Source organism: Leclercia adecarboxylata (genome assembly GCF_035787115.1).
GTDB lineage: Bacteria > Pseudomonadota > Gammaproteobacteria > Enterobacterales > Enterobacteriaceae > Enterobacter > Enterobacter adecarboxylatus_E.
This window is the reverse complement of record NZ_JALKTL010000003.1, coordinates 300,749-325,353: the sequence shown is the minus strand read 5'-3', so window position 1 is coordinate 325,353 and position 24,605 is coordinate 300,749. Positions and strand designations below refer to the sequence as shown.

The window sequence follows — 24,605 nt, the reverse complement described above, 5'->3', positions numbered from 1 at the left end:
CGTTGGCGATCGGGAGAAAGCGGATTAGCAGCCGTTGCGGACCGCGCCGGGGCAGATGCCGTAGCGGCGGCGAAAGGCGGTGGCAAAATTGGTGGCGTGCTGATAGCCCGACATCCATGCCGCCTGCTGCACGCTGTGGCCCTCCAGCAGATAGCGGCGCGCCAGCCCGAGGCGGCAGTCGCGCAGATAGTCGAACACCGTGCAGCCGTAGGCCTGGCGGAACTTGCTGCGCAGGCTGCTGGGGCTCATCGCTGCCCGGGCCGCCAGCTGGGCGAGGGTGTAGTCCTGCTCCGGGGCATTCTCCAGCAGGTGGCGGATCTGCTCCAGACGGGCGTGTTCCCCGCCGGGGGCGCTTACCCGCGCCGCGCCTTCCTGCTCACGCAGGTGCAGGCCATGGCCCAGCAGCTGGTACATTACCCCTTCCAGCAAAAGCTGGCGCGACAGGCTGCTCCGCTCCCGCTGGCGGGCGTGCTGGATCCCGGTCAATACAAAATCCGGAACCTGCCAGACAAAGGTAGGGGCATTCAGCCTCTCCCACTGATCCAGCAGCGAGGCGAGCAGGTTTTCCCGGCGGGCATCGTCGGGGTAGACGCCAAAAGAGAGGGTTTTCAGGGCGATATCCGCATCATGGCGGGCCGACATCGCCTGCTGCTCGCTCAGCCTGGCACTGAAGGCCATCCCGGGGCGCACCGAGTAAATTTCGCCGCTGAGGGTCAGGGTTACGCAGCCTTCCAGCACCACCAGCACATACAGGGGGCTGCTGTGACGGGAAGTGGTTTCATAGGGTTGCAGAACGCGCACGTCGGAATGAGTTAACGAGATACCGGACGGCAGGGTCATCTCTTCGACATCGCCGTGAAGAACCGGGCTGGTGCTGGCGCATGACTCTGTCAGCAACGGAAAACGGTAGTCGATACCGTAGCGCTCGCCGAAGACCTTAAAGTCAGCAACGGAAAAGGTTTTTTTCGTTGTCGGGATCGGGTGAGGGAGCGTTGTGTTGGACATACCTGCGCCTGGAAAAGCATATTAAAAATAAAACAGTATCACTCCTTTAACGCGGCGGCAATGCAGGTAAATTTAATAAATATTAAGCTCCGACAGAGTGCCGGAGCTAAAATATATTTACGTCGCGGTTGCGATTATCAGGCTTCTTGCCAGCCGGCAAACACCTCTTTATGGTTTTTAGTCAGAACCACATTATTGCCGTCAATTTTATCGACCCACTCCAGCGGAATATAATGGTGTTTGCCGCCGGATTCGGAGTCATTTTTTGCCAGCTTAATGCGTTCGCCGTCAAGATGGTCAACCGTGCCGACGTGGGTACCGCAGCTAGCCATTACCTGAGCATGGTCCTTGATTTCACTCTTGTTTACCATAATTAATTCTCCTCATTAGGTTTCCACGGGTTGTCACACGAAACTAACTGTAGTCCATAAATATCGTTTTTACCGCTTCATTAGCATTTCGAAACATTATTCCCCGTCGCGTTTAAAGGATGAGTAAAATAAATAAGAATGGGCTGATAAATATTATATGGGCGGGTTTGTGCGTCATAATTACACTCACGCACTCAACACGGAGGCATATATGGTAGAAGCGAATCGCACCGAAATATCCCTGGCTCTTGGTGAAGCGGTATTAGATGTCGTACAAAAAGGCCAGGAGGTGTCGAGAGAGAATCTGGCACGGGCCATGAAAACGAAAGCGGAGCGAGAGAAAGATGACGAGCGTCTTCTGGATTACTGGAAAGCCTGTCATATCCTCGCCGCGTAAATCAGGCGGCGTGAGGTCTGTACCCCGCGCCGCCTTTGCCGTTACTCGTCAAAGAACCAGTAGCCCTGGTTAATCAGCCCGGTCAGCTCTGCCACAAACGCCGGATTTTGCAGGGCATCGCCCAGCTCCGCACGGCTCAGCTCGGTATAGCGGCTCAGCACATCTGCCGCCTGTGGGTCTACCGTCTCCAGCAGTTCGCTGTTGATAAAGATGCTGCCGCCGACATTCAGCACCCGCAGGCCGCTCAGGCGGGTCAGCGTTTCCCCGCCCATCAGCGCATCCAGCACCTCTTCCGACGTGTACTCCGGCTCGGCAGGCGCAATATCCAGCTCGTGACGCGGCGTGGAGATGAAGCTGCCAAACCACTGCTTAAAATCTTCCGGCTTGCCGATCATGTCGATCATCATCTTGCGCAGACGCTCAAGCTCATACGCCTCCACCCGGCCAGGGTGTTCGCGGCAGGTGAGATCCGGATCGCTGTAGTGCTCGCCGCCGAGATCGTTTTCCAGCGCGTAATCGGCAAAGCTGCTGATCAGATCCCGGCCATTCGGCCCGCGAAAGCCCACGGAGTAGTTGAGCGCCGCCTCATGGGTGAAGCCGTCATGCGGGAATCCAGGTGGAATGTAAAGGATATCCCCCGGGGCCAGATCTTCATCAATGATCGGCTCAAACGGATCGACATGCAGCAGCGCCGGATGCGGGCAGAACTGGCGCATCGGCAACTTGTCGCCCACGCGCCAGCGACGGCTACCCATGCCCTGGATAATAAACACATCGTACTGATCGATATGCGGACCCACGCCGCCGCCCGGCACCGAATAGGAGATCATCAGGTCGTCCAGACGCCAGTCCGGCAATACCCGGAACGGACGCACCAGCTCAGCGGCGGGCGCGTGCCAGTGGTTTACCGCCTGCGCCAGCAACGACCAGCCGGTTTCGCCTAAGCCGTCGAAGTGCTCGAACGGACCGTTACTGGCGTGCCATTTGCCCTCTTTATGGCTGACCAGGCGACTGTCCACTTCCGGCTCCATCGCAAGCCCAGCCAGCTCGTCCGGGCTGACAGGATCGATAAAATTCGGCAGTGCGTTTTTTAAGACAACGGGTTTCTTTTGCCAGTATTTTTCTAAAAATTCCGGCCAGTTCAGGTTGAGTTGATACGCCATGGTAAGCACCAGTTAAAAGACAAACGGGTGTGATTATAGGAAGAGGCGGGGCCGCGCTGCCTTGTCGTGGGTCAAGCGGGAATGAAAACCCGCCGCATTCAGCCATTCGCATGACACAGCCTGTCAGTTTCACGCTTTATCGTGAGCGCAGGTTACAGAGCGACTTATATCGTTAATCACTAAGCGCGTACTGTCATGAGGTCTGCCATGAGCCCGTTTACTGAAGTTCCGGTTTCCGCCAGCGTGAAGACCCTGATGGAGGTCTATACCCGCAAAGAGAGCCCGTCCGTTTACTCGCCGGTGGCCGGTGAGCTGCCTGAAGGTAGCGTCGTTCGTATCCAGGCGACGGTAGTAGGTGATGCGGTGCAGGGTAATCCGCACTGGTACCGCATTGATGAGGAGACCTTTATCTGGGCGGGGGCCTGCACGCCGATTACGCCCTGCCCCGCGTTTCCGCCCGTGACGCGCGTTAACTGGACCGCGGTCGTCTTTGAGGTGCGTTAGGCGCTGATAACCCGCACATCCTGCGCCGCAAATGCCGCAATCGTCTCGTTATCCAGGCTCGCCTCCACCACCAGCACGTCGATATCGCTGCTTTTCGCCACCACAAAGCGCGCCACGCCGGGGATTTTGTCGGTGGTGAGCGCGACTATGGTCTGGCTGCTCTGACGCATCACCGCTTTCTTGAACTCGCAGTCGGCAAAGTCAAACCCGGTCAGCCCCATGCCGGGATCCATCGCACAGCCGCCAATAAACGCCTGATCGAAAATAATGCCCTGAATCTGGCTGGCCGCCGTGGCGCCCACGGCCCCGCCGGAGGTGCGCTGGATCTGCCCGCCGGTGATGATCACCTCGCACAGCGGATGGCGCAGCAGCTCTGCGGCGATGGCCGGGGAGTTGGTCACCACGGTGACGGCCAGATCCGGCGGCAGCGCCTTCGCCAGCGCGAGGTTGGTGGTTCCGGTATCAATAAAAATGCAGCTGCCGGCATTAATCAGCGTTGCCGCTTTCTGCGCGATCGTGACTTTTTTTGCGTGATTTTGCTGTTCGCGGCTGAAGAAATTGCCGGCATCCGCCAGCTGCAACACCGCCCCGCCGTAGACCTTTTTACAGACGCCCGCTTTGCTAAGCTCATGTAAATCGCGACGAATGGTGTGCTCCGACACCTGCATCTGGGCAGCCAGTTCGGCGCACACCACCCGGCCATTTTCCTGCAGGATCTGGCGGATCAGATCTTGTCGTTGTTCCGGGAAAGCTGCATAATCGAGCATAAATTATCTTCTCTGGATTTGAATCGAGCAACAATGCGCATACTGTTGCATGAAGCCCTGCTCTGTCAATTCCTGTCACCACCATGGGAGCGTCACGATGAAGCGCTATGATGATTATCACCAGCAGGTGCCCGCCACCCAACCTCATGACGGCTTCCTGTTTGAACCTGTAACCTCAGGTGCTCGCGCCGGGGAAAAGGTGCAGCAAAAGCGCGCTGTCACCCCGTTACTGAAAAACGCTTTTCCACCGTATAAGGATGTTAAATGACCTCTCAGACCACCGGAGCCGTCCAGCGGCTTGCTACCCGGATCGTCTTTTTTATTGCCGGTTACGTTACCGCCACCTGGGCGGTGCTGGTGCCTTTTGCTAAAGCCAACACCGGCGTTAACGAGGCCACGCTCGGCTCGCTGCTGCTCTGTCTGGGGATGGGGGCGCTGATTGCGATGCCGCTTACCGGGATGCTCACCAGCCGCTACGGCTGCCGCCGGGTGATTATCACCGCGCTGGCGATCGTCATGCTCACCACCCCACTGCTTGCCATCATCCCGGATCCGCGCCTGCTCGCCGCCGCCCTGCTGCTGTTTGGCGTCGGGGTCGGAGTGACGGACTGCGCCATGAACATTCAGGCGATCATCGTTGAGCGCGACTCGCCAAAGCCAGTGATGTCCGGTTTCCACGGCATGTACAGCGTCGGCGGCATTGCCGGCGCCGGGGCGATGACTTTGCTGCTGACGCTTGGCGCCAGCGCCTTTGTCGCCTGCCTGATCATTATCCTGAGCGTGGTTATCATGCTGGCCTTCAGCCTGAAAGGGCTGCTGCCGTGGGCCCATCCCGCTTCGGGCCCGGCCTTCGCCGTACCGCGCGGCGTGGTGCTGCTGATTGGCGCCATCTGCTTTGCGGTATTCCTCGCCGAAGGCACGGTGCTGGACTGGAGCGCGGTGTTTCTTACCGAGGTGCGCGGCGTACCTGAGTCGCTGGGCGGGCTGGGCTTTACCTGCTTCTCGGTGGCGATGACTCTCTTCCGCCTGACCGGCGACCGGCTGATTGCCCGTACCGGCGCCCTGCGCGCGGTAGTCGGTGGTGCCATCGTGGCCGCCGCGGGGTTTGCGCTGGTGACCTTTGTTCCGCTGTGGGAGTTGTCGTTGCTGGGCTACGTGCTGGTGGGTGCCGGGTGCGCCAACATTGTACCGGTAATGTTCTCCGCCGTGGGTCGCCAGACCCGCATGCCGCAGGCGGTCGCCGTCCCGGCCATCACCACCCTGGGCTATCTCGGCGTGCTCGCCGGACCCGCGATTATCGGTTTCGTGGCGCACGCCACCTCTTTAACCCAGGCGTTTATGGTCATTATGGTGCTGATGCTGGTGGTGGCAGCACTCTCCGTGACCGTCACCGCCTCTCAACCTGCCCGCAGCGAGGGATAAGATGAATATTGCACACGTCGCACTCTGGACCCGTAACCTGGACGCTCAGGTTCACTTCTGGCAGACCGTTTTTGGCGGCCAGCGTAACGACCGCTACCTCAGCAAAAACCGGCCTGGCTTTGAATCGTACTTCATTACGCTCAGCGATGGTCCCACCATCGAGCTGATGACGGTACCGGATCTGCCCGAGCGCCCGTCGCACCCGGAGTTTGTCGGCTGGGCGCATATCGCCCTGAACGTCGGCAGCAAGGCGGATGTGGATCGGATGGCGGAGCAGGCGCGGTTGAGTAATACGCTCCTGAGCGCCCCACGGATGACCGGCGACGGCTATTATGAAGCGGTGATTGCGGACCCGGACGGGAACCGTATTGAGCTTGTGGGGGAGTAATTCGTTATCGTAAAGCAATGGAATAATCACAGGATAATAAAAAAGACTTAAAGCGGCTCCCTGGTCCGGCTGAAAATCGCTGAGGCGTTGACCGCAGGCCGGGGCGAGGCGCAGGGACGCGCCGAGAGGGCGTGACCTACATGGATGTAGGATCACGCCCGCCCCGATAGCCGGAGGGAATAAGCCGAAGACAAAATTGCCGGGAGCAATTTTGGACACGCTTGCGCTGGCACCGAAGGGGTGAGCCCCAGGGATGGGGCGAACAATCCGCGAAGCGGCGATTTTCTTTGCCGGGAGCCGGGGTTGCCAGGGGGAAGGCGGCGAGCCCCTCTGGCACGTTCACGGGTGACGTGCCTGACAGAGAAATACAGAACGTAAAGTGAACGGAACCACCACCAATAGCGGCATGCTTCCCCTCACCCTAACCCTCTCCCCCAAGGGGAGAGGGGATTGTCCGTGCAACGATTAAAAAATGGCTGTAACCCCCCTCAATTGCCGACAATTTAACCCGTTCTGACCTACGCTTACCCAGTGTGAAAAGCGGTTTTGAATACTCCCCCCTCACTTTCATACAGTTATCATATTGTTAAATGATAATGATAATTAATGTGTTAGAGTAATTGCGTTCGAAAGCTGCCGCCATAACCGCTTGAACAGTACGGAGGTGGTTTTCACGTTGAGGAAATCCTCTCATCTCTGTCAGGCTGAATCATTGGGGCTATTAATGGAACACATTGTCTACGTCGTTGATGATGATCACGCTGTCAGGCGGTCCGTGGTCGGGCTGCTGGAGTCTGCCGGGCTGAATGCCCTCGACTTTTCCTCGGCAGAAGCTTTTCTGCAACACAGCTTTGAAGACGTGCCCTCCTGCGTGATCCTCGATATGCAGATGCCCACCATCAGCGGGTTTGAGGTGGCGGACTCCCTGAAGGCCAGCGGGCGCGAGATCCCGATAATCTATCTCACCGGCCACGGCACCATTCCGATGACGGTGAAGGCGATGAAGGGCGGCGCCTACGAATTTCTCACCAAGCCGGTGGCCTCGAACGACCTGCTGAACTGCATTGGCGATGCGCTGAAGCTGGCGGAAGAGAACGCCCTGCAGCTGCGGGAGCAGTACTCCCTGAAGCAGCGCCATCTCTCGCTCACGCCGCGCGAGCAGGAGGTGCTGCAGCTGGCGATCAGCGGGATGCTGAACAAACAGATCGCCGCCGAGCTGGGGGTAAGTGAAATCACGGTCAAAGTGCACCGCCGACGGGTGATGGATAAGATGCAGGCCCGCTCGCTGGCGGATCTGGTCAGGGCCGCCGAGCGCCTGACCAGAAGCCAGCCGTCAGAGTGACGCCTCGCCTTCTGCCAGCGGCAGGGTAAAGGCAAAGACACAGCCGTGCGGCTCGCGATTGCGGGCCGTCAGCTTGCCGCGGTGACGCTCGATAATGCTGTAGCTGATGGTTAACCCCACCCCCATTCCCTGCGCTTTGGTGGAGTAGAACGAGTCAAAAATGCGCTCGCTCTGCCCCGGCGCGATGCCGGTACCGCTGTCGGCAATCTCAAATGTGATCCCCCCGCCTTCCGGGTTCGAGGTCGACAGCAACAGGATGCCGGGACGGTCCTTAATCTCCGCCATCGCCTCCACGGCGTTCATCACCAGGTTCAGCAATACCTGCTGGATCTGCACGCTATCAGCCACGATAAAACTTTTCGCCGCCGCCAGCGCATAGCTGACGCTGATGCTCCGCCGCTCCAGCTCGCTGCGCGAGAGGGTGATGATGTGCCGCACCAGATGGTGCAGATCGATGCGGGCGAAGGCCGGATCCTGCTTGCGGGTCAGGGACTGCAGGCTGCGGATGATCTCCCCTGCCCGCTCTCCCTCGGAGACAATCTCCTCCAGCCCCAGCCGGGCCTTATCCAGCCGGGCCGGATCGCGGTTCAGCCAGCGCAGGCTCGCCCCGGCGTTGGCGACAATCGACATCAGCGGCTGGTTGATCTCGTGGGCGATGGACGAGGTTAACTGGCCGACGGTGGTGGCGCGCGAGACGCGGGCCAGCTCCGCCTGCGCCACCCGCATGGCGTCTTCCGCCGTCCGCTGGGTGGTGATGTCGGTGATGATGCCGTAATACTCGTTCACCTCGCTGCCCACCCCCACCGGGTCGCCAATCCCCAGGATGGTACGCACGGCGCCGTCGGCGCGGATGATGCGGAACTCGGCGCGCATGGTCAGGCCGTCGCGCACGCTCTCGGTCACCAGGGCGCTGATGCGCGGATAATCATCCTGATGGACGAAGGTCAGAAACTCCGCCATCGAGATCATCTTCTGCTTCTCCGGCAGGCCCAGAATACGGGCGTACTCCTCTGACATAAACATCAGATCCTGCTCCAGCTCCCAGCGCCAGCTGCCGGTGTGGCTGATCTGCTCCCCCAGCATCAGCGAGGTCTGGCTGGCGCGCAGCTCTTTCTCAACCCGACGCCGCTGCTGGTTCTCCTCCAGCAGCTCGGCGTACAGCCGGGCGGTCTCCAGCGAGATGGCGGCATGGGCCCCCAGCAGGCTGACCACCCGGGAGTGTTCGACGGTAAAGACCTCCGGCATCAGGCGGTTTTCCAGATACAGCACCCCCACCAGCCGCGCCTGCTTGAACATTGGCACGCACATCACCGCCGCGCCGGAGGTCACCAGGTACGGGTCCTGGCTGAAGGGGTGAAACTCCTCCGGCTTGCCGGTGTGGATCTCCTGGCCGGTGCGGATCACCGCCGCCAGCACCGTCAGCGGCATCTCGGTGGCCATCGGCACGTCCTTGCGGATCTGCACCCGCACCCCGTCAGTGGTGGTGCTGGCGCTGGCCTCGATCTCCGGGATGTTGTTGTCATTGACCCGCAGCAAAAAGCCGCGCTGCGCCCCGGCCCGCTCCAGCAGGATAGTCATCAGGGTTTCGATCAGCCGTTCGAGGTTGATCTCTTCCGACAGGGCGCGCGACGCCTTGATCACGCTCTGCAGATCGCGGATCTCCTCGTTACGGGCAAAGGCCACCGTGTCCCAGGCGTTAGCCTGGCCGGGAGCCAGCAGATAAGGGAAATCCCGCTCCAGCTGGCGTATCTTGGACTGCGCTCCCGCCCGTCCCCAGGCGGTCATCGCCCCGCGGAAGTGAGCCTCGGCGGCGGTGGTGTAGCCGCAGGCGTGGGCGAAGCGGCCCGCCAGCTCGTGGGCCAGGGCGTTGAACGGATTAAAGCCCCCCTCGCGCGACAGGCGCACCGCCTTCTCGTACTGCTCGAGGGCGATGCTGTTCATGCCGTCGAGACGCACGATCTCGGCGTAGATTAGCGCCTCTTTATCGGCGAAGGTGCCGGGGTTGATCCGCGCCCAGAGGGCAATCTTGTCGTAATGGCGGTGGATCTGCCGGCGCAGATCGGCGGAAAACGTCTCCGGGGTCAGCTGCTGCGAAAGGGTCAGCGCGCTGTAGAGGTGGTAATCCAGCAGGTGGATATGGCCCGGCGCGGACCAGGCAAAGCGTCCGGCCTGGGCGAGGTTATCTGCCGCCTGGGGGAACTCGCCGCAGGCGAAATGGGCCATGCCGCGGTAGAGCCAGAACCAGAACAGCATGGTGGAGGTCTGCTCCGTGGCCTGCTCCGGGGTGGCGGGCAGCAGGGACTGCGGCAGCACCTCCCGGGCGCTCCACTCGCCGCTCACCGGGGTGCGCAGGTGTTCCACGTAGTGGCGCTGGATCAGCAGGATCGCCTCCACGTCCTGGAAATGGGTCTTGCGCACGAAGGCCAGCCCGCGCTCGATGCTCATCAACACCGCGTCGAGGTGATCCCCCCGGGTGAGGAAGTTGATCACCTGATGGCAGGCGGCGAAGCAGGCCACCGTCATATCCCCGTGGGTCACGGCAGAGGTAAAGCAGGCTTTCGCGCACTCGATGGTGTAACTCAGCGGCTGGGTCCAGACGCTGAGCTGATCCAGCGGCAGCAGGGTTTTCGCCTCAAAGGCGTCGTAGCCGTGACGGTTAACCAGCTCCCGCGCCAGAGTACCGTACTGGAAGCCGAGCCGGTATTCGGCGTAGCGGTGGCCAATCAGCACCCCGAACCACGCCATCGCGGTGGTGGAGGCGCCGGTAATGCCGTGATCGAGGGTCAGGTGCATCATCCGGCACAGCAGGATGAAATGCAGGCGCGAGCTGGTAAAGCTGGCGAACAGGCTGGCGCTGTTGAGCAGGTTCATCACCGCCTCGGTGTCGCCGTTTTTCATCAGCGGCAGCCGGGTAAAATGGTCCTGCGGATTATCGCCCACGCGGTTGCACAGGCTCTGCCAGGCCTCGTCGCACTCGGCGGTCTCCGGGAAGCGGCTGACGTGAATGCCAAACACCGCCAGCCAGCACAGCGCCGCCTCCAGCGCCAGCCGGTTGTCGGACTGGCGCATATAGACCTCAGACAGCAGGTTGGCCGCCAGCGCTTTCTCCGCCAGCCCGCCGGGGGAGCCGAGAATGCGGTCGCACAGCCTGCGGGTGTTGTCGAGATTGCCCAGCGCGAACTCGCAGCCCGCCGCTTCGCTGTCGAGAATAAAGTCGCTGGCGCTCTCGGGGGCGGAACCGGCGTTACCCAGCGCCCGGGCAGTCTGGATGTAGCTCAGGGCCGACAGATAATCTCCCGAGCGGCGGGCGCGACGGGCCGCCAGCAGGCTCAGCTCGCGGAACATCTGGCGCTGGGGCGCAGGCTGAATGCAGTCCAGCGCCGCCGTCACGTGGTGGACGGCGCGGAACAGGACCTCGTTGCCCGCCGCCTGACGGGCCGACTCCGCCAGCAGGCTGGCGGTGGTGAGGTGCAGACGGCTGCGCTCGGCGTCGTCCAGCAGGGCAAAGGCCGCCTCCTGAACCCGGTCGTGGGTAAAGGCGTAGCCTTCGGCGCTGAGGGTGATCAGCTGCGCCGTCACCGCCGGATGCAGGGCATAGCGGATCTCCGCCGCCGACATCGACACCACCCGGCAGACCATCTCCAGATCGCCGCTGCCGCCCAGACAGGCGATGCTGCCCAGCAGGCGGCGGGTCTCTTCCGGCATCTCCTCCAGCTGTTGCAGCACCAGGGTGACCACGTTTTCGGTGTAGTGCCGGGTGCGGATGGCGTGCAGATCGTAGTGCCACTTATCCTGATATTTATTGTGCGTCACCAGCCCGTCATCCACGATCCGGCGGAAGAACTCATGCACAAACAGCGGGTTGCCGCCGGTTTTCTCGTGGATCAGCCCGGCCAGATCCGCGGTGCTGGCGGAGCGGGTATGAAAGATGTTCGCCAGCCAGCGCGACACCGCCTTCACCGACAGCGGCTCGGGACGGAGCTCGGTGGTATTGCGCGAGGCCCGGTGCAGGCTCGCCAGCTGCTGATGCAGGGTACCGTCCAGTGCCGGGCAGGCGTCCCGGTGCGCCACCACCATCAGCAGCGGCACGTTGCTGGCGTTAGTCAGCAGGTACTCCAGAATTTGCAGGCTGGCGGCGTCGATCCAGTGAATATCGTCCAGCAGCAGCACCAGCGGGCTGCCCGCGCTGGCGAAGGTTTTCACCAGCGCCAGCACCATGTGGCTGAAGCGCGCCCGGGCGTCGATGGAGAAGGTGTCGCTGGAGAAGCGCGGCTTGTTGTCCAGCAGCAGCCGCAGCTCCGGCACCAGGCTGACGGCCAGCGCTTCATAGCCCTCCAGCTCCCGGGACAGGCGGGTCTTCCACTGCGCCACCTCCGTTGCCGACAGCCCCAGCAGGTGCAGCACCAGGGTGCGAAACGCCGAGGTCAGCGCCGCGTAGGGCAGCGTGGGGGAAAACTGATCCACCTTGCCCACCGCCAGCAGCACGTTGCGGTGCTGTAGGGCCTTCAGCGCCGAAGCAATAAGCGATGATTTACCGATCCCCGACGGACCGCCGATCGCCATGAACCCGGCGATGCCGTCGCGGCACACCCGGTCAAAAGCGTGGATCAGATCCGCCGCCTGGGGATGGGCGGTATAAAGGGTGTCGGTGAGGTGAAACGCCGGAGAGCGATCCTGCAAACCGGGGGTAAAGGCGGCGATATCCCCCTCGTCGCTCAGGGTGGCCTGACAGCGGCGGAGGTCGGCAATCAGGCCATCAATGGTCTGGTAACGGCTCTCCGGTTTTTTCGCCAGCATTTTGAGGACAATGGCCGAGATCATGGCGGGCACGCCGGGGCAGACCTCCCCCGGGGCACGCGGTTCAGAGGCGATGTGGTAGTGCGCCCACTTGCCCTGATCCTCGCCGCCCAGCTCAAAGGGCAGGCTGCCGGTGAGCAGCTCGTAAAGTACCACCCCGAGACTGTAGAGATCGCTGCGGCTGTCCACCGTGCGGTGGGTGCGGGTGGTGTGTTCCGGCGACATGTAGGCGGGCGTGCCGCCCACGATGGCCAGGCGCGTCTGCTGCAGCTCTTCCGAGATGCCGGACGACAGGCCAAAGCCCCCCAGCCGACAGCTGTTGTCCTCGTGAATAAAGATATTGCCGGGCTTGATATCCCCGTGCACCAGGTTGCGCAGATGCATCAGGCGCAGGGGCAGGCTGATGCGGATCGCCAGCTCCAGAAAGCTCTGGATGCAGGCCATCGGTGCGCCGACGAGCCGGGTTAACAGCACAAACGAAAACGGGGCATAAACCAGTGCAAAGCGCCCGTGGTACTGCGTGCTGGCGACGGGGCGGATGGCCCACTCATCGCTCAGGTACTCCCGCAGGGCAAACTCGTTGCGCAGCAGGCGCGTTGCGCTGGCCTCTTCTTCATCGCTCACCGCGGTGGCGATAATAAACGACCCGCCGGAACGCGGCAGACGGGCATTCAGCCAGCAGAGGCTCCCCTCCTGGCCCAGCGGGGTAAAAATGACGTCTTCTTTAAGCACAAAAGCCCGCCCTTCGGATAAATTTCCGGGGGCAGGCCAGCGCGCAGGCAGCGATGGGTTAGTCATCCACTTTCCTTATTTTTCTTGATTAATGGTTCTCGTGGGATAACGGTGCAGGTGTTGTCAGGTGGCGAGCGCGCGCTGAATATGCGCCAGCAGCACATCGACATTAATCGGCTTACGCAGAAAAACAACGGCGCCATTCTCGCAAGCGTAGCGCTCTATGTTGTCATCCGCATGACCGGAGATAAAAATAAGGGGCGGCGGCGAGCTGGCGATAAGGTGCAGCCTGTCGAGCATCTCCAGACCGTTCATCCCCCGCAGGCGGATGTCGGCAATCACCAGCGCCGCGTCTGTCAGCGCGGTGGGATGGCTGAGAAACCCCTCCGCCGAGTCGAAGGCCTGTGTGGCATACCCCTCCGACTGCAGCAGGTTGCTTAACCCGCTGCGAACAGACCGTTCATCATCAATGATGGCTATGCGCTGCGGCATGCTCGTGTTCCTCAAATGAATCGTGATTAACCCTCACTACCGTCGCCAGGACGGGGTGGAGGCGGAGTGCCGCTGATTTTGGGTACGCATTCGTGACGAAACCAGGTCATCGTCAGCTGGCGGCTGAACAGGCGGCGGCCAATCGGGATCAGCTGCTCCCCCACCAGCATGCCAAACAGCCCCATCAGCGCAACGACGGGCGGCGCGGGCGAGTGTACATCAATTACGGCATAAATCACCCCTGCCAGAATTCCACAGCTCAGCGAAACGACCCAGGCTTTCATGACGAGGCTCCAGTGGTGAGGGTGACGGGCGCCTTTTGCGCGGTGTCGTCAGCATGCAGAAAATGGCGGGTGGCCTGCTCGCCGGCCAGCATCCCCAGCAGACCGATCAGCGCCAGCGCGGGCGGCGCCGGAGAACGCACTTTCAGCAGCGCGTAGAGCAGGCCGATCAGCACGCCTGCCGCGAGGGAAATTAACCCAGTACTCATGGTGAACTCCAGAGAGGTCAGCGACAGGCCGGATGAGGGGCCCGGCCTGCCGCGTCGAACTTAGCGGACCGGGGCCGGAACCGGGGCCAGGGTTTCGTGCTCGCTCTTCTGGCGAGACGGCGCTTTGTGCACCATGGTGTAGGCGTAATCCACGCCCATGCCGTAAGCACCGGAGTGTTCACGCACGATATCCATTACCGCGTTGTAGGTCTCTTTACGCGCCCAGTCACGCTGCCACTCCAGCATCACCTGCTGCCAGGTTACCGGGATCACGCCGGCCTGGATCATGCGCTGCATCGCGAAGTCATGGGCCTCTTTAGAGGTGCCGCCGGAGGCATCTGCCACCATGTAGATCTCGTAGTCGCCTTCCAGCATTGCGCACAGGGCGAAGGTGTTGTTGCACACTTCGGTCCACAGGCCGGAAACCACCACTTTTTTCTTGCCGTTAGCTTCCAGGGCGTCACGCACTTTCTGGTCATCCCAGGAGTTCATGGAAGTACGCTCCAGGATCTCTTTCCCCGGGAAGACGTCCAGCAGCTCCGGGAAGGTGTTGCCGGAGAAGCTTTCGGTTTCAACGGTGGTGATGGTGGTCGGGATATTGAACACTTTGGCCGATTTCGCCAGCGCTACCACGTTATTTTTCAGCACCTGACGGTCGATAGACTGCACGCCAAACGCCATCTGCGGCTGCTGGTCGATGAAGATGATCTGACAGTTATCCGGGGTTAACACTTCGAGCTTTGAGTTAGACATAATGGTATCCATTGAGGTTAACAGGTGAAATCCGCCGCACCACGCGTTGACGATGCGTTGAGTGCATCCTATGTCTCTCTCGCCCCGGAGGTAATTATCTCTTTGTATAATTAACCTTTCGTATAGTTATACGTCGGTATAGTTATACTTTGGTATACCTATCCCTTTGTATAACTGGTTTTTTTCAGTAACCGGTTCCAATAATCCTGACCATTCCCCCTCTCAGTCAGGAGCAGTTATGACTTCCTCTGCTAAAGCAGATCTGATTCTGGTGAATGGCCAGTTTCATACCGTCGATCGTGAAAATCCCCTCGCCGAAGCGGTGGCCGTGCGTGACGGCAAATTCCTTGCGGTAGGCACCGTTGCCGAGGTAATGCAGTACCACGACGACGCCACCAGAGTGGTGGACCTGAAGGGCCACACCGCCATTCCCGGCCTCAACGACTCGCACCTGCACCTGATCCGCGGCGGGTTGAACTACAACCTCGAGCTGCGCTGGGAGGGGGTGCCCTCGCTGGCCGACGCCCTGCGGATGTTAAAAGAGCAGGCCCTGCGCACGCCGTCCCCGCAGTGGGTGCGCGTGGTGGGCGGCTGGAGCGAATTCCAGTTTGCCGAGCGCCGCATGCCGACCCTGGATGAAATTAACGAAGCCGCGCCGGATACCCCGGTCTTTATCCTGCACCTGTACGATCGCGCCCTGCTCAACCGCGCGGCGCTGAAGGTGGTGGGCTACACCAAAGAGACGCCAAACCCGCCGGGCGGCGAGATCCAGCGCGACGCCAACGGCAACCCGACCGGGATGCTGATTGCCCGTCCGAACGCCATGATCCTCTACTCCACCCTCGCCAAAGGACCCAAACTGCCGCTGGAGCAGCAGGTGAACTCCACCCGCCAGTTTATGCGCGAGCTGAACCGTCTGGGCTTAACCAGCGCCATCGACGCGGGCGGCGGTTTCCAGAACTACCCGGAAGACTACGAGGTGATTGCCGAGCTGCACGAGAAAAAGCAGATGACCATCCGCATCGCCTACAACCTCTTCACCCAGCGCCCCGGCCACGAGCTGGAGGACTTTGAGAAGTGGACCGACATGCTCAAACCGGGCCAGGGCACCGACTTCTTCCGCCATAACGGCGCGGGAGAGATGCTGGTGTTTTCCGCCGCCGACTTCGAGGATTTCCTCGAGCCGCGCCCGGATCTGGCCCCGGGGATGGAAGACGAGCTGGAGCGCGTGGTGCGCCATCTGGTGGAGCATCGCTGGCCGTTCCGCCTGCACGCCACCTACGACGAGTCTATCAGCCGGATGCTGGACGTCTTTGAGAAGGTGAACCGCGAGATCCCGTTCGACGGCCTGCACTGGTTCTTTGACCACGCCGAGACCGTCACCCAGCGCAACATCGACCGCATCAAGGCCCTGGGCGGCGGCATTGCCGTGCAGCACCGCATGGCCTTCCAGGGGGAGTACTTCGCCGAGCGTTACGGGATGGACGCGGTGCGCCACACCCCGCCGGTCACGAAGATGCTGGAGACCGGCGTGCCGGTGGGCCTGGGCACCGACGCCACCCGCGTGGCGAGCTACAACCCCTGGACCGCCCTCTACTGGCTGGTCTCCGGGCGTACCGTGGGCGGGATGCAGCTGTACGATCACAGCGCCCGCCTGGATCGCGACACCGCCCTGATGCTCTGGACCCAGGGCAGCGCGTGGTTCTCGAACGAACAGAACCAGAAGGGTCAGATCAAAAAAGGCCAGCTCGCGGATCTGGCGGTGCTGAGCAAAGACTTCTTCCGCGTGCCGGAAGAGGAGATCAAGGGCATCGAGTCGGTGCTGACGGTGGTGGATGGCGATATCGTCTACGCCGCAGGCGCCTTCGGTCCGCTGTCGCCGCCTGCCATTCCGGTGTTGCCGGAGTGGTCGCCGGTGGTCAAGGTGCCGGGCCACTACCGCAGTGCGCCACCGCAGGCTGCCCGCGTGGGGATGAACCCCGTGCACCACTGCAGCGGTCCGTGCGGCGTGCACAACCACGCCCACGACTTTGCCCGCACCGCAGAGATGCCGGTGTCTGACGATAACGCTTTCTGGGGGGCGCTGGGCTGCAGCTGCTTCGCGTTCTGATCATGATGAACTCAACCCAACAGACTCTGCCCCGGATCGATCTGGGGCTGTTTTTCCTGCGCATCACCGGCAGCCTGCTGTTGCTGTACGTGCACGGTCTGCCGAAGGTGTTTCATTTCAGTGAAGAGTTGACGCGGATCGAAGATCCCTTTGGTTTCGGGCCGTACTTCAGCCTGATCCCGGCGATCTTTGCAGAAGTTGTCTGCCCGATCCTGATCCTGTTCGGCGTAGCGACCCGGCTGGCCTGCGTGCCGATTATCGGCGTGCTGCTGGTCGCGATGCTGGCGGTGCACCCGGACTGGTCCATCGCAGAGGGGCAGTTCGGCTGGCTGCTGCTGATTATCTTCACCACCCTAGCCATCACCGGTCCCGGCGCATGGCGGGTGCGCTCGCGCTTAACGGAGAGATTCGCATGACCCAGGTGACCGACGCGCACATCGAAAACCCGCCTGCCCCGGCGATGTCGACGTGGCAGCCGCTGCACCAGCGGGTGTTCCGTATGCTGTGGATCGCCACGGTGGTGTCGAACGTCGGCTCCTGGATGAGTGACGTCGGCGTTAACTGGAGCATGCTGACGCTGAGCGCCGATCCGCTGGATATCGCCCTGGTGCAGGCCGCGAGCAGCCTGCCGATGTTCCTCTTCGCCCTGCCCTCCGGGGTGATGGCGGACATCGTCGACCGCCGCAAGTACCTGCTCTTCTCCCAGCTGTGGGTGTTTATCGCCGCGGCGGGGCTGACGGTGCTGTCGTTTACCGGACAGGTGACGCCGACGGTGCTGCTGGTGGCGGCGTTTCTGCTGAGCGTGGGCAGCGCCATGAGCTCGCCGCCGTTCCAGGCGGTGGTGCCGGATCTGGTCAGCAAGGCGGAACTCGGACCGGCGATTGCCCTCAACTCGCTGGGGGTAAACATCAGCCGCGCCATCGGCCCGGCGCTGGGCGGCTTTTTGCTCTCGCTGGCCGGGCCGTGGATGGTGTTCCTGCTCAACGCCCTGTCGGTGCTGGGGGTGGCCTGGGTGCTTTGGCGCTGGAAGCCGGCGCTCAACGTGCAGCGCCTGCCGCCGGAGCACTTCTTCTCGGCGGTGCGCGCCGGGGTGCGCTACGTTCACGCGGCCCCGGTGCTGCGTAACGTCTTAATTCGTACCGTGGCGTTCTTTGTGTTCGCCAGCGCGGGCTGGGCGCTGCTGCCGCTGGTGGCGCGCCGGGAGCTGGGTCTCGGCCCGGCGGGGTACGGCATCATGCTGGCCTGTATCGGGCTGGGGGCGATTGCCGGGGCGGTGCTGCTGCCGCGTCTGCGCCAGCGCCTGAACGCCGACCGGCTGATGGTGGCGGCAAGCCTGGTCTTTGCTATTACCATGCTGGCGCTGGCCTTTGTGCGTCACTTCTGGCTGCTGAACCTGTTTGAGTTTTTCACCGGCTTTGCGTGGATCGCGGTGCTCTCCACCCTCAACCTGGGGGCGCAACGCAGCGCCGCACGCTGGGTGAAGGCCCGGGCGCTGGCGGTCTATCTGACGGTCTTTTTCGGCTCGATGACCGCGGGCAGCGCCATCTGGGGGCAGATTGCCTCGCACTTTAACACCGCCACCTCCCTCTGCGTGGCAACGGTGGGGATGCTGCTGGCGAGCGCCACCGTACTGCGCTGGAAACTGGAGAAAGATCCCAACCTGAACCTCGACACCAGCGGGCTTATCGCCGATGACGCCCGGGAGAACATCCCCAACGAGCGTGGCCCGGTACTGGTCTCCTGCGAGTATGTTGTTGACCCCGAAGCGGTGCAGGATTTCCTGCAGGCGGTACACGAGCTGCGTCGGGTACGGCGTCGGGCGGGGGCTATGAGCTGGGCGGTGTATGAAGATATCGACCGGCCGGGCCTGTATATCGAGACCTTCCTGCTGGGCTCCTGGGTTGAACACCTGCGCCTGCAGGAGCGACACACCATGAATGACCACCTGCTGCAAAGCCGCGTGCTGGCTTTTCATCAGGGCGATGCACCCCCGGCGACCCGTTATCTGGTGGCGCCGGTTTAAAACCTAAAACAACATTTTGAGGAAGAGACTATGGCTACGATCAAAGCGAAAGACGGCACGCAGATTTATTACAAAGACTGGGGCGCGGGTAAGCCGGTGCTGTTCAGCCACGGCTGGCCGCTGGATGCCGACATGTGGGACAGCCAGCTGAACTACCTGGCCGAGCGTGGTTTCCGCGCCATCGCCTTTGACCGCCGCGGCTTTGGCCGTTCGGATCAGCCGTGGAATGGCTACGACTACGACACCTTTGCCTCCGACATCAACGACCTGATCACCGCGCTGGATCTGCGCGACGTGACGCTGGTGGGCTTCTCTATGGGCGGCGGCGACGTCAGCCGTTATATCGGCACCTACGGCACCGACCGCGTGGCTGGCCTGGCGCTGCTGGGGGCGGTAACGCCAATCTTCGGCAAGTCTGACTCCTACCCGCAGGGCGTGGATCAGTCGGTCTTCGCCGGCATTCGCGACGGGCTGCTGAAAGATCGCGCCCAGTTCATCAGCGATTTCGCCACTCCGTTCTACGGCCTTAACGCCGGGCAGAAAGTATCTGAAGGCGGCCTGACCCAGACCCTGAACATCGCCCTGCTGGCCTCGCTGAAAGGCACCCTGGACTGCGTGACCGCCTTTGCCGAAACCGACTTCCGTGCGGATATGGCGAAAGTCGACGTGCCAACGCTGGTGATCCACGGCAGCAACGACCAGATCGTCCCGTTCGAAACCACCGGCAAGCTGGCAGCGGAGCTGATTGGCAACGCGGAGCTGAAGGTGTATGACAATGCGCCGCACGGCTTTGCGCTGACGCATCAGGACCAGCTGAACGAAGACCTGCTGACGTTTGTGAAATCGCTGTAAGGGTTAAGTTTGTTGCCGGGTGGCGCTTCGCTTACCCGGCCTACATGGTTTGTAGGCCAGTGCAAGCGCAGCGCCGCCGGGCACATTACGTTTCGTCTGAGGTAAAAACCATCCCCGCGTAAGGCTTCTCCCGACACGCCGCCAGCCGCGCGGCCAGATCCCCCACGTGCAGCTCCAGCTTGTGCCCGTCCGGGTCAAGAAAATAGAACGACTCCCCTTCGCTTTTGTTCTCTTTCCAGACGGTAACGCCCGCGTCTTTTAGCTTTTGCGAGAAGGTGTCGAAATGTTCTGGCGCGATGGAGAACGCGTAGTGGGTGTAGTCGCTGTTCTGCGGCGGGATGAATTTTCGCGTGTCGTCATAAGAGAGGCAGAGCCAGAGATCGCCGCAGGTGAGATAGGCCCCGGTGTGCCATTCGGCATGCAGGCGCAGGCCGAGAAGATCGCGCCAGAACGCGATGCTGGCGGGCAGGTCGCTGACGGCGAGGGTGAGGTGGTTGAGGGCGTTGAGCATGAGGGCTAGTCCTGGATATTTGTTAATGTCACTTCTTTAGCATGTTTATCGAGGTATAAATAGAAACGGTTTTTGCACGCTTTGTTGGGCTGGCACCACACTTCCATTTCACGCTGTCTTCGCTTTTCTTTGATATAGCCTAAATCGGCGAGGTAGACCCGAAGCGGTTCGGCATTAGTCGTATCTTTGAAAATGATGGCATTCGAAGGAGGGTATCCGTCACCGGGTTGAGATTCAAAGTAGTAACTTTGGGAAATTCTCGGCGCGTTTTGAATTTCATTATAGGTGAGAGTGTAATAATGATAGCGATCGGTTTCTTTATAGACCGTCATCTCGTTTATGTCAGATGCGATGAGGTAGAGAAACAGAAAAAAGAGAATTAAGGCTGTGAGGGAAAAAACAATGAGGTATCTAATAAAGGTAAAGCGCATCATCTACCCCCTGTATATCCAAATGCTGTACCATTTTCAGTAAGAGCATTAACGATGCCAGAAGTAAAATCATCCCAGGGATACAACCATCTCATAAACATGGGCAGCTCAGCGATATAGGGCTCATGCTTAATACAAGGGTCGTCCGGATCAGGAAAAATGATGGGTTTAAAGCCACGATTTTTAAAAGAGCCAATAGCTCCATAATAATCCCATCGCCGTAGTGCAGATTCATAGCTTACAGGCTTCACCTGGGCGGCATAGAAGCCGGGTCTGATAGCACGATAGAATCCAAACAAATCAGAAACTAAATCTTCTCCGCTAAAGCCGCTATCGGTATACCAGGTAAATAGCCGAAGGCTTTGTAAATCTTCGAAATTCAACGCGGAACTCATCATCATCGCCAACATCATACTATTGATATCATGCATATCCCTGCCACGTTTGATTTTCCATCTGGCAAACCTACCAATACTCAGTCGAGAGCCAAATTTTGCTACATGCATATCCTGCCGATACATCACAGCATAATAATCCCGCCCGCTACCCTCACCCTGAATGAACTGTCTGCGAAGTTCTTCAACATCATCACCACGCGCATGGCCCATATCTACCCAACCCAGCACATCAGTATAAATAAGCCCTCTTGAGGAATGATCGAAGTCGGCACCATCCCTGATATCTTTTCTTGAGCTCACAATATATATCCTTATATAAGTAAGGCTGTGATAGTACGTACTTTATTTTATTGCTGTCTATGCCAGACTTAATCATTCGGAATTCATTGTTGTCCTGGATTGCTTAGTTGCCCCGAATCAGGAACGAGGAGAAATATTTTTGTATTTCTCATTAGCCTTCACGCCGGGTGGCGCTGCGCTTACCCGGCTTACAAAACTACAAACCGTAGGCCCGTGCAAGCGCAGCGCCGCCGGGCAATGGCTTCTTTACCGCTATATGCATATATAAACGCAAAATAATGATCCCTACAGAAGGTATATATCCTTGCCGTAGCCCAACCGCTGGCTAATAGCGGCGGTTAGATGTCCACCTGAATGCCCATTTTCCCTTCCATTTCGCCCTTTTTCATGCACTCATCACAAAACTCAAACAATCACTCCGGAACAGGTCAATTTCTCCAGAATGTAGATATTTTTAATTTATGGCACGACATGCGTGCAGTCTCCACGCCCGCTGGACACCCTGCTCGCCAGTCAGCATAACCCCGGGCGTTCGCTGCAAAGCCGTCGTGTGGAGACCTTACACGCCGCGTATACCCGTTAATCATTCTGAGACAGGAAGCCATCATGCAACTCAACGATCCCAGCTTATTCCGCCAGCAGGCTTTTATAGAAGGAAAGTGGTGCGACGCCCACAGCGCTGAGACGCTCGCCGTCACCAACCCGGCGAACGGCCAGACGCTGGGCAGCGTGCCGAAAATGGGTGCCGGTGAGACCCGCGAGGCGATTGAGGCGGCGAATCGCGCCCTGCCCGCCTGGCGCGCGCTCACAGCCAAAGCGCGCGCCACCATTCTGCGCCGCTGGTTCGATTTGATGATGGCGAACCAGGACGATCTGGCCCGGCTGATGACCCTCGAACAGGGCAAACCCCTGGCCGAAGCGAAAGGCGAGATTAGCTATGCCGCCTCCTTTATCGAGTGGTTCGCCGAAGAGGGAAAACGCGTCTACGGCGACACCATTCCGGGCCATCAGGCGGACAAGCGGTTGATTGTGATTAAGCAGCCGATTGGCGTCACCGCCGCCATCACCCCGTGGAACTTCCCGGCGGCGATGATCACCCGCAAGGCTGGCCCGGCACTGGCGGCAGGCTGCACCATGGTGCTCAAACCCGCCAGCCAGACGCCCTACTCCGCGCTGGCGCTGGCCGAACTGGCGAGCCGCGCGGGCATCCCCGATGGCGTGTTTAACGTGGTTACCGGTTCAGCGTCCGACATCGGCAACGAGCTGACCAGCAACCCGCTGGTGCGCAAGCTCTCCTTTACCGGCTCAACCGAAATCGGCCGCCAGCTGATGGCCCAGTGCGCGAAGGACATCAAAAAGGTCTCGCTGGAGCTGGGCGGCAACGCCCCCTTTATTGTCTTTGACGATGCCGACCTGGATAAAGCCGTGGAGGGGGCGCTGGCCTCCAAGTTCCGCAACGCCGGGCAGACCTGCGTGTGCGCCAACCGCCTGTACGTGCAGGACGGCGTTTACGATCGCTTTGCCGAAAAGCTCCAGCAGGCGGTGGATAACATGCAGATTGGCGATGGCCTGACCCAGGGCGTCACCATCGGGCCGCTGATCGACAGCAAGGCGGTCGATAAGGTCGAAGAACATATTGCCGACGCCGTGGATAAAGGCGCGCGCATTATCACCGGCGGATCGCAGCATAAACTGGGCGGCAACTTCTTCCAGCCGACTATTCTTGTAGATGTGCCCGGTGATGCGAAAGTGGCGAAAGAGGAGACCTTCGGCCCGCTGGCGCCGCTGTTCCGCTTTAAGGATGAGGCGGAGGTTATCGCAATGGCCAACGACACCGAGTTCGGCCTCGCCGCCTACTTCTATGCCCGCGATTTGAGCCGCGTGTTCCGCGTGGGCGAGGCGCTGGAGTACGGCATCGTCGGGATCAACACCGGCATTATCTCTAACGAAGTGGCCCCGTTCGGCGGCATCAAAGCCTCTGGCCTGGGCCGGGAAGGGTCTAAATACGGCATTGAAGACTACTTAGAAATCAAATATATGTGCATCGGCCTTTAATCTTTCAGGAGATTTCAATGAGCAGCAATAAAGCGTTAATGCAGCGTCGCAGCAATGCCATCCCCCGTGGCGTGGGCCAGATCCATCCGATCTTTGCCGCCCACGCCGAGAACTGCCGGGTGTGGGACGTCGAAGGCCGTGAGTATCTTGATTTCGCCGGGGGCATCGCGGTGCTGAACACCGGGCATCTGCATCCCGAGGTGGTCAGCGCCGTAGAAGCTCAGCTGAAAAAGCTGTCGCACACCTGCTTCCAGGTGCTGGCCTATGAACCCTATCTGGAGCTTTGCGAAACCCTGAACCAGAAAGTGCCCGGGGATTTCCCGAAAAAGACCCTGCTGGTGACCACCGGCTCCGAAGCGGTGGAGAACGCGGTGAAAATTGCCCGCGCCGCCACCAAACGCAACGGCACCATTGCCTTTACCGGGGCCTATCATGGCCGCACCCACTACACCCTGTCGCTCACCGGGAAGGTGAACCCTTACTCGGCGGGCATGGGGCTGATGCCGGGCCACGTCTATCGCGCCCTCTATCCCTGCGCCCTGCACGGCATCAGCGATGACGACGCCATCGCCAGCATCCATCGCATCTTTAAGAACGATGCCGCGCCGGAGGATATCGCCGCCATCGTGATCGAGCCCGTCCAGGGTGAAGGCGGATTCTATGCCGCCTCCCCTGCCTTTATGCAGCGCCTGCGCGACCTGTGCGACGAGCATGGCATCATGCTGATTGCCGATGAAGTGCAGAGCGGCGCAGGCCGCACCGGCACCTTCTTCGCCATGGAGCAGATGGGCGTGGCGGCGGATATCACCACCTTTGCCAAATCCATTGCCGGCGGCTTTCCGCTGGCGGGCGTCACCGGCCGCGCCGACATCATGGACGCCATCGCCCCGGGCGGGCTGGGCGGCACCTACGCCGGCAGCCCCATCGCCTGCACCGCCGCGCTGGCGGTAATGAAGGTGTTTGAGCAGGAAGATCTGCTGGGCAAAGCCAACAGGCTGGGCAACACCCTGCGCGAAGGGCTGCTGGCTATCGCTGAAAAACACCGTGAGATCGGCGACGTTCGCGGCCTGGGGGCGATGATCGCCATCGAGCTGTTCGAAGAGGGCGACCACCATAAACCGGACGCCGCCCTGACGGCGCAGATTGTCGCCCGGGCGCGGGATAAGGGGTTAATCCTCCTCTCCTGCGGCCCGTACCATAACGTGCTGCGCATCCTGGTGCCGCTAACCGTGGAAGAGGCGCAGCTTCAGCAGGGGCTGGCGATTATCGCTGAGTGTTTTGACGAGGCGAAGCAGGGCTAAT

At 60.6% G+C, this 24,605-nt stretch carries 24 protein-coding genes and 1 pseudogene; 13 read left to right on the top strand and 12 right to left on the bottom strand.

The window, feature by feature from the left end:
- Positions 1 to 24: 24 nt before the first annotated feature.
- Positions 25 to 1,005, bottom strand: coding sequence for an AraC family transcriptional regulator (locus MXM41_RS12395; protein WP_325932249.1), 981 nt, complete (start codon positions 1,003 to 1,005; stop codon positions 25 to 27).
- 137 nt (positions 1,006 to 1,142) lie between these two features.
- Positions 1,143 to 1,376, bottom strand: coding sequence for a DUF2171 domain-containing protein (locus MXM41_RS12390; protein ID WP_039030547.1), 234 nt, complete (start codon positions 1,374 to 1,376; stop codon positions 1,143 to 1,145).
- Between the two features lie 211 nt (positions 1,377 to 1,587).
- On the opposite strand from MXM41_RS12390, the gene MXM41_RS12385 reads away from it, so the two are divergent.
- The gene (locus MXM41_RS12385; protein ID WP_039030548.1) at positions 1,588 to 1,773 is read left to right on the top strand and encodes a DUF2767 family protein; all 186 of its coding nucleotides are present in this window, start codon (positions 1,588 to 1,590) and stop codon (positions 1,771 to 1,773) included.
- 41 nt (positions 1,774 to 1,814) lie between these two features.
- Here the strand turns inward: MXM41_RS12385 and MXM41_RS12380 are convergent, their stop codons facing one another.
- Positions 1,815 to 2,936, bottom strand: a complete 1,122-nt coding sequence (locus MXM41_RS12380) for a cupin domain-containing protein (protein ID WP_325932247.1) — start codon at positions 2,934 to 2,936, stop codon at positions 1,815 to 1,817.
- 207 nt (positions 2,937 to 3,143) lie between these two features.
- Between MXM41_RS12380 and MXM41_RS12375 the strand changes: the two genes are divergently transcribed.
- Positions 3,144 to 3,440 carry an SH3 domain-containing protein gene (locus tag MXM41_RS12375; protein WP_325932246.1) on the top strand — a complete coding sequence of 99 codons (297 nt, stop codon included), beginning with the start codon at positions 3,144 to 3,146 and terminating at the stop codon, positions 3,438 to 3,440.
- On the opposite strand, the gene MXM41_RS12370 is transcribed toward MXM41_RS12375, so the two are convergent.
- Positions 3,437 to 4,207: a DeoR/GlpR family DNA-binding transcription regulator gene (locus MXM41_RS12370; RefSeq protein ID WP_325932245.1), complete on the bottom strand. Its 771-nt coding sequence runs from the start codon at positions 4,205 to 4,207 to the stop codon at positions 3,437 to 3,439. The two genes, MXM41_RS12375 and MXM41_RS12370, sit on opposite strands and share 4 nt — an antisense overlap.
- A gap of 97 nt (positions 4,208 to 4,304) precedes the next feature.
- On the opposite strand from MXM41_RS12370, the gene MXM41_RS12365 reads away from it, so the two are divergent.
- The 4 genes from MXM41_RS12365 (at position 4,305) to MXM41_RS12350 (ending at position 7,359) form a co-directional block, all read left to right on the top strand.
- Entirely contained in the window at positions 4,305 to 4,475 is a 171-nt protein-coding gene (locus tag MXM41_RS12365) for a hypothetical protein (protein WP_325932244.1), read from the top strand.
- Positions 4,472 to 5,629: an MFS transporter gene (locus MXM41_RS12360; protein WP_325932243.1), complete on the top strand. Its 1,158-nt coding sequence runs from the start codon at positions 4,472 to 4,474 to the stop codon at positions 5,627 to 5,629. Before MXM41_RS12365 ends, MXM41_RS12360 begins: the two co-directional genes overlap by 4 nt.
- Position 5,630: 1 nt before the next feature.
- Positions 5,631 to 6,017 (top strand): VOC family protein, encoded by a 387-nt coding sequence (locus MXM41_RS12355; protein ID WP_325932241.1) that lies wholly within the window; start codon positions 5,631 to 5,633, stop codon positions 6,015 to 6,017.
- 724 nt (positions 6,018 to 6,741) lie between these two features.
- On the top strand, positions 6,742 to 7,359 hold the full coding sequence (locus MXM41_RS12350; RefSeq protein ID WP_325932240.1) for a response regulator transcription factor: 618 nt from the start codon (positions 6,742 to 6,744) through the stop codon (positions 7,357 to 7,359).
- On the opposite strand, the gene MXM41_RS12345 is transcribed toward MXM41_RS12350, so the two are convergent.
- From MXM41_RS12345 to MXM41_RS12325, 5 genes are read right to left on the bottom strand one after another with little or no spacing between them, the layout of a single operon-like run.
- Positions 7,351 to 12,954, bottom strand: coding sequence for a trifunctional serine/threonine-protein kinase/ATP-binding protein/sensor histidine kinase (locus tag MXM41_RS12345; RefSeq protein ID WP_325932238.1), 5,604 nt, complete (start codon positions 12,952 to 12,954; stop codon positions 7,351 to 7,353). The two genes, MXM41_RS12350 and MXM41_RS12345, sit on opposite strands and share 9 nt — an antisense overlap.
- Positions 12,955 to 13,011: 57 nt before the next feature.
- Positions 13,012 to 13,380 carry a response regulator gene (locus MXM41_RS12340; protein WP_325932236.1) on the bottom strand — a complete coding sequence of 123 codons (369 nt, stop codon included), beginning with the start codon at positions 13,378 to 13,380 and terminating at the stop codon, positions 13,012 to 13,014.
- 26 nt (positions 13,381 to 13,406) lie between these two features.
- Positions 13,407 to 13,664 carry a DUF1427 family protein gene (locus tag MXM41_RS12335; RefSeq protein ID WP_325932235.1) on the bottom strand — a complete coding sequence of 86 codons (258 nt, stop codon included), beginning with the start codon at positions 13,662 to 13,664 and terminating at the stop codon, positions 13,407 to 13,409.
- Positions 13,661 to 13,870, bottom strand: a complete 210-nt coding sequence (locus MXM41_RS12330) for a DUF1427 family protein (protein ID WP_325932234.1) — start codon at positions 13,868 to 13,870, stop codon at positions 13,661 to 13,663. Before MXM41_RS12330 ends, MXM41_RS12335 begins: the two co-directional genes overlap by 4 nt.
- 60 nt (positions 13,871 to 13,930) lie before the next feature.
- Positions 13,931 to 14,623, bottom strand: a complete 693-nt coding sequence (locus MXM41_RS12325) for a hydrolase (RefSeq protein ID WP_103823317.1) — start codon at positions 14,621 to 14,623, stop codon at positions 13,931 to 13,933.
- 238 nt (positions 14,624 to 14,861) lie between these two features.
- Here MXM41_RS12325 and MXM41_RS12320 point away from each other — a divergent pair, with 238 nt between their 5' ends.
- The 4 genes from MXM41_RS12320 to MXM41_RS12305 are packed head-to-tail and all read left to right on the top strand — an operon-like array spanning position 14,862 to position 19,608.
- Complete coding sequence (locus tag MXM41_RS12320) at positions 14,862 to 16,733, top strand: amidohydrolase (protein WP_325932233.1); 1,872 nt, start codon at positions 14,862 to 14,864, stop codon at positions 16,731 to 16,733.
- A 5-nt stretch (positions 16,734 to 16,738) separates the two neighbouring features.
- Entirely contained in the window at positions 16,739 to 17,149 is a 411-nt protein-coding gene (locus MXM41_RS12315; protein WP_325932570.1) for a DoxX family protein, read from the top strand.
- On the top strand, positions 17,146 to 18,756 hold the full coding sequence (locus MXM41_RS12310) for an MFS transporter (RefSeq protein ID WP_325932232.1): 1,611 nt from the start codon (positions 17,146 to 17,148) through the stop codon (positions 18,754 to 18,756). The genes MXM41_RS12315 and MXM41_RS12310 overlap by 4 nt, the downstream gene beginning before the upstream one ends.
- 30 nt (positions 18,757 to 18,786) lie before the next feature.
- Positions 18,787 to 19,608: an alpha/beta hydrolase gene (locus tag MXM41_RS12305; protein ID WP_325932231.1), complete on the top strand. Its 822-nt coding sequence runs from the start codon at positions 18,787 to 18,789 to the stop codon at positions 19,606 to 19,608.
- Between the two features lie 85 nt (positions 19,609 to 19,693).
- Here MXM41_RS12305 and MXM41_RS12300 read toward each other — a convergent pair whose 3' ends face one another.
- Genes MXM41_RS12300 through MXM41_RS12290 form a run of 3 tightly spaced genes read right to left on the bottom strand, consistent with a single transcriptional unit; the run spans position 19,694 to position 21,248 of the window.
- Entirely contained in the window at positions 19,694 to 20,119 is a 426-nt protein-coding gene (locus MXM41_RS12300) for a FosA8 family fosfomycin resistance glutathione transferase (protein WP_325932229.1), read from the bottom strand.
- A gap of 5 nt (positions 20,120 to 20,124) precedes the next feature.
- Positions 20,125 to 20,553, bottom strand: coding sequence for a hypothetical protein (locus tag MXM41_RS12295; RefSeq protein WP_325932228.1), 429 nt, complete (start codon positions 20,551 to 20,553; stop codon positions 20,125 to 20,127).
- Positions 20,550 to 21,248: a hypothetical protein gene (locus MXM41_RS12290; protein ID WP_325932227.1), complete on the bottom strand. Its 699-nt coding sequence runs from the start codon at positions 21,246 to 21,248 to the stop codon at positions 20,550 to 20,552. The genes MXM41_RS12295 and MXM41_RS12290 overlap by 4 nt, the downstream gene beginning before the upstream one ends.
- Positions 21,249 to 21,741: 493 nt before the next feature.
- Between MXM41_RS12290 and MXM41_RS22840 the strand changes: the two are divergent.
- From MXM41_RS22840 to gabT, 3 genes and pseudogenes are all read left to right on the top strand, one after another.
- Positions 21,742 to 21,831, top strand: a pseudogene (locus tag MXM41_RS22840) (hypothetical protein); the annotation flags it as partial.
- A gap of 23 nt (positions 21,832 to 21,854) precedes the next feature.
- The gene (gabD, locus tag MXM41_RS12285) at positions 21,855 to 23,303 is read left to right on the top strand and encodes an NADP-dependent succinate-semialdehyde dehydrogenase (RefSeq protein WP_325932225.1); all 1,449 of its coding nucleotides are present in this window, start codon (positions 21,855 to 21,857) and stop codon (positions 23,301 to 23,303) included.
- Positions 23,304 to 23,320: 17 nt separating this feature from the next.
- On the top strand, positions 23,321 to 24,604 hold the full coding sequence (gene gabT, locus MXM41_RS12280; protein WP_325932224.1) for a 4-aminobutyrate--2-oxoglutarate transaminase: 1,284 nt from the start codon (positions 23,321 to 23,323) through the stop codon (positions 24,602 to 24,604).
- Position 24,605: the final 1 nt, after the last annotated feature.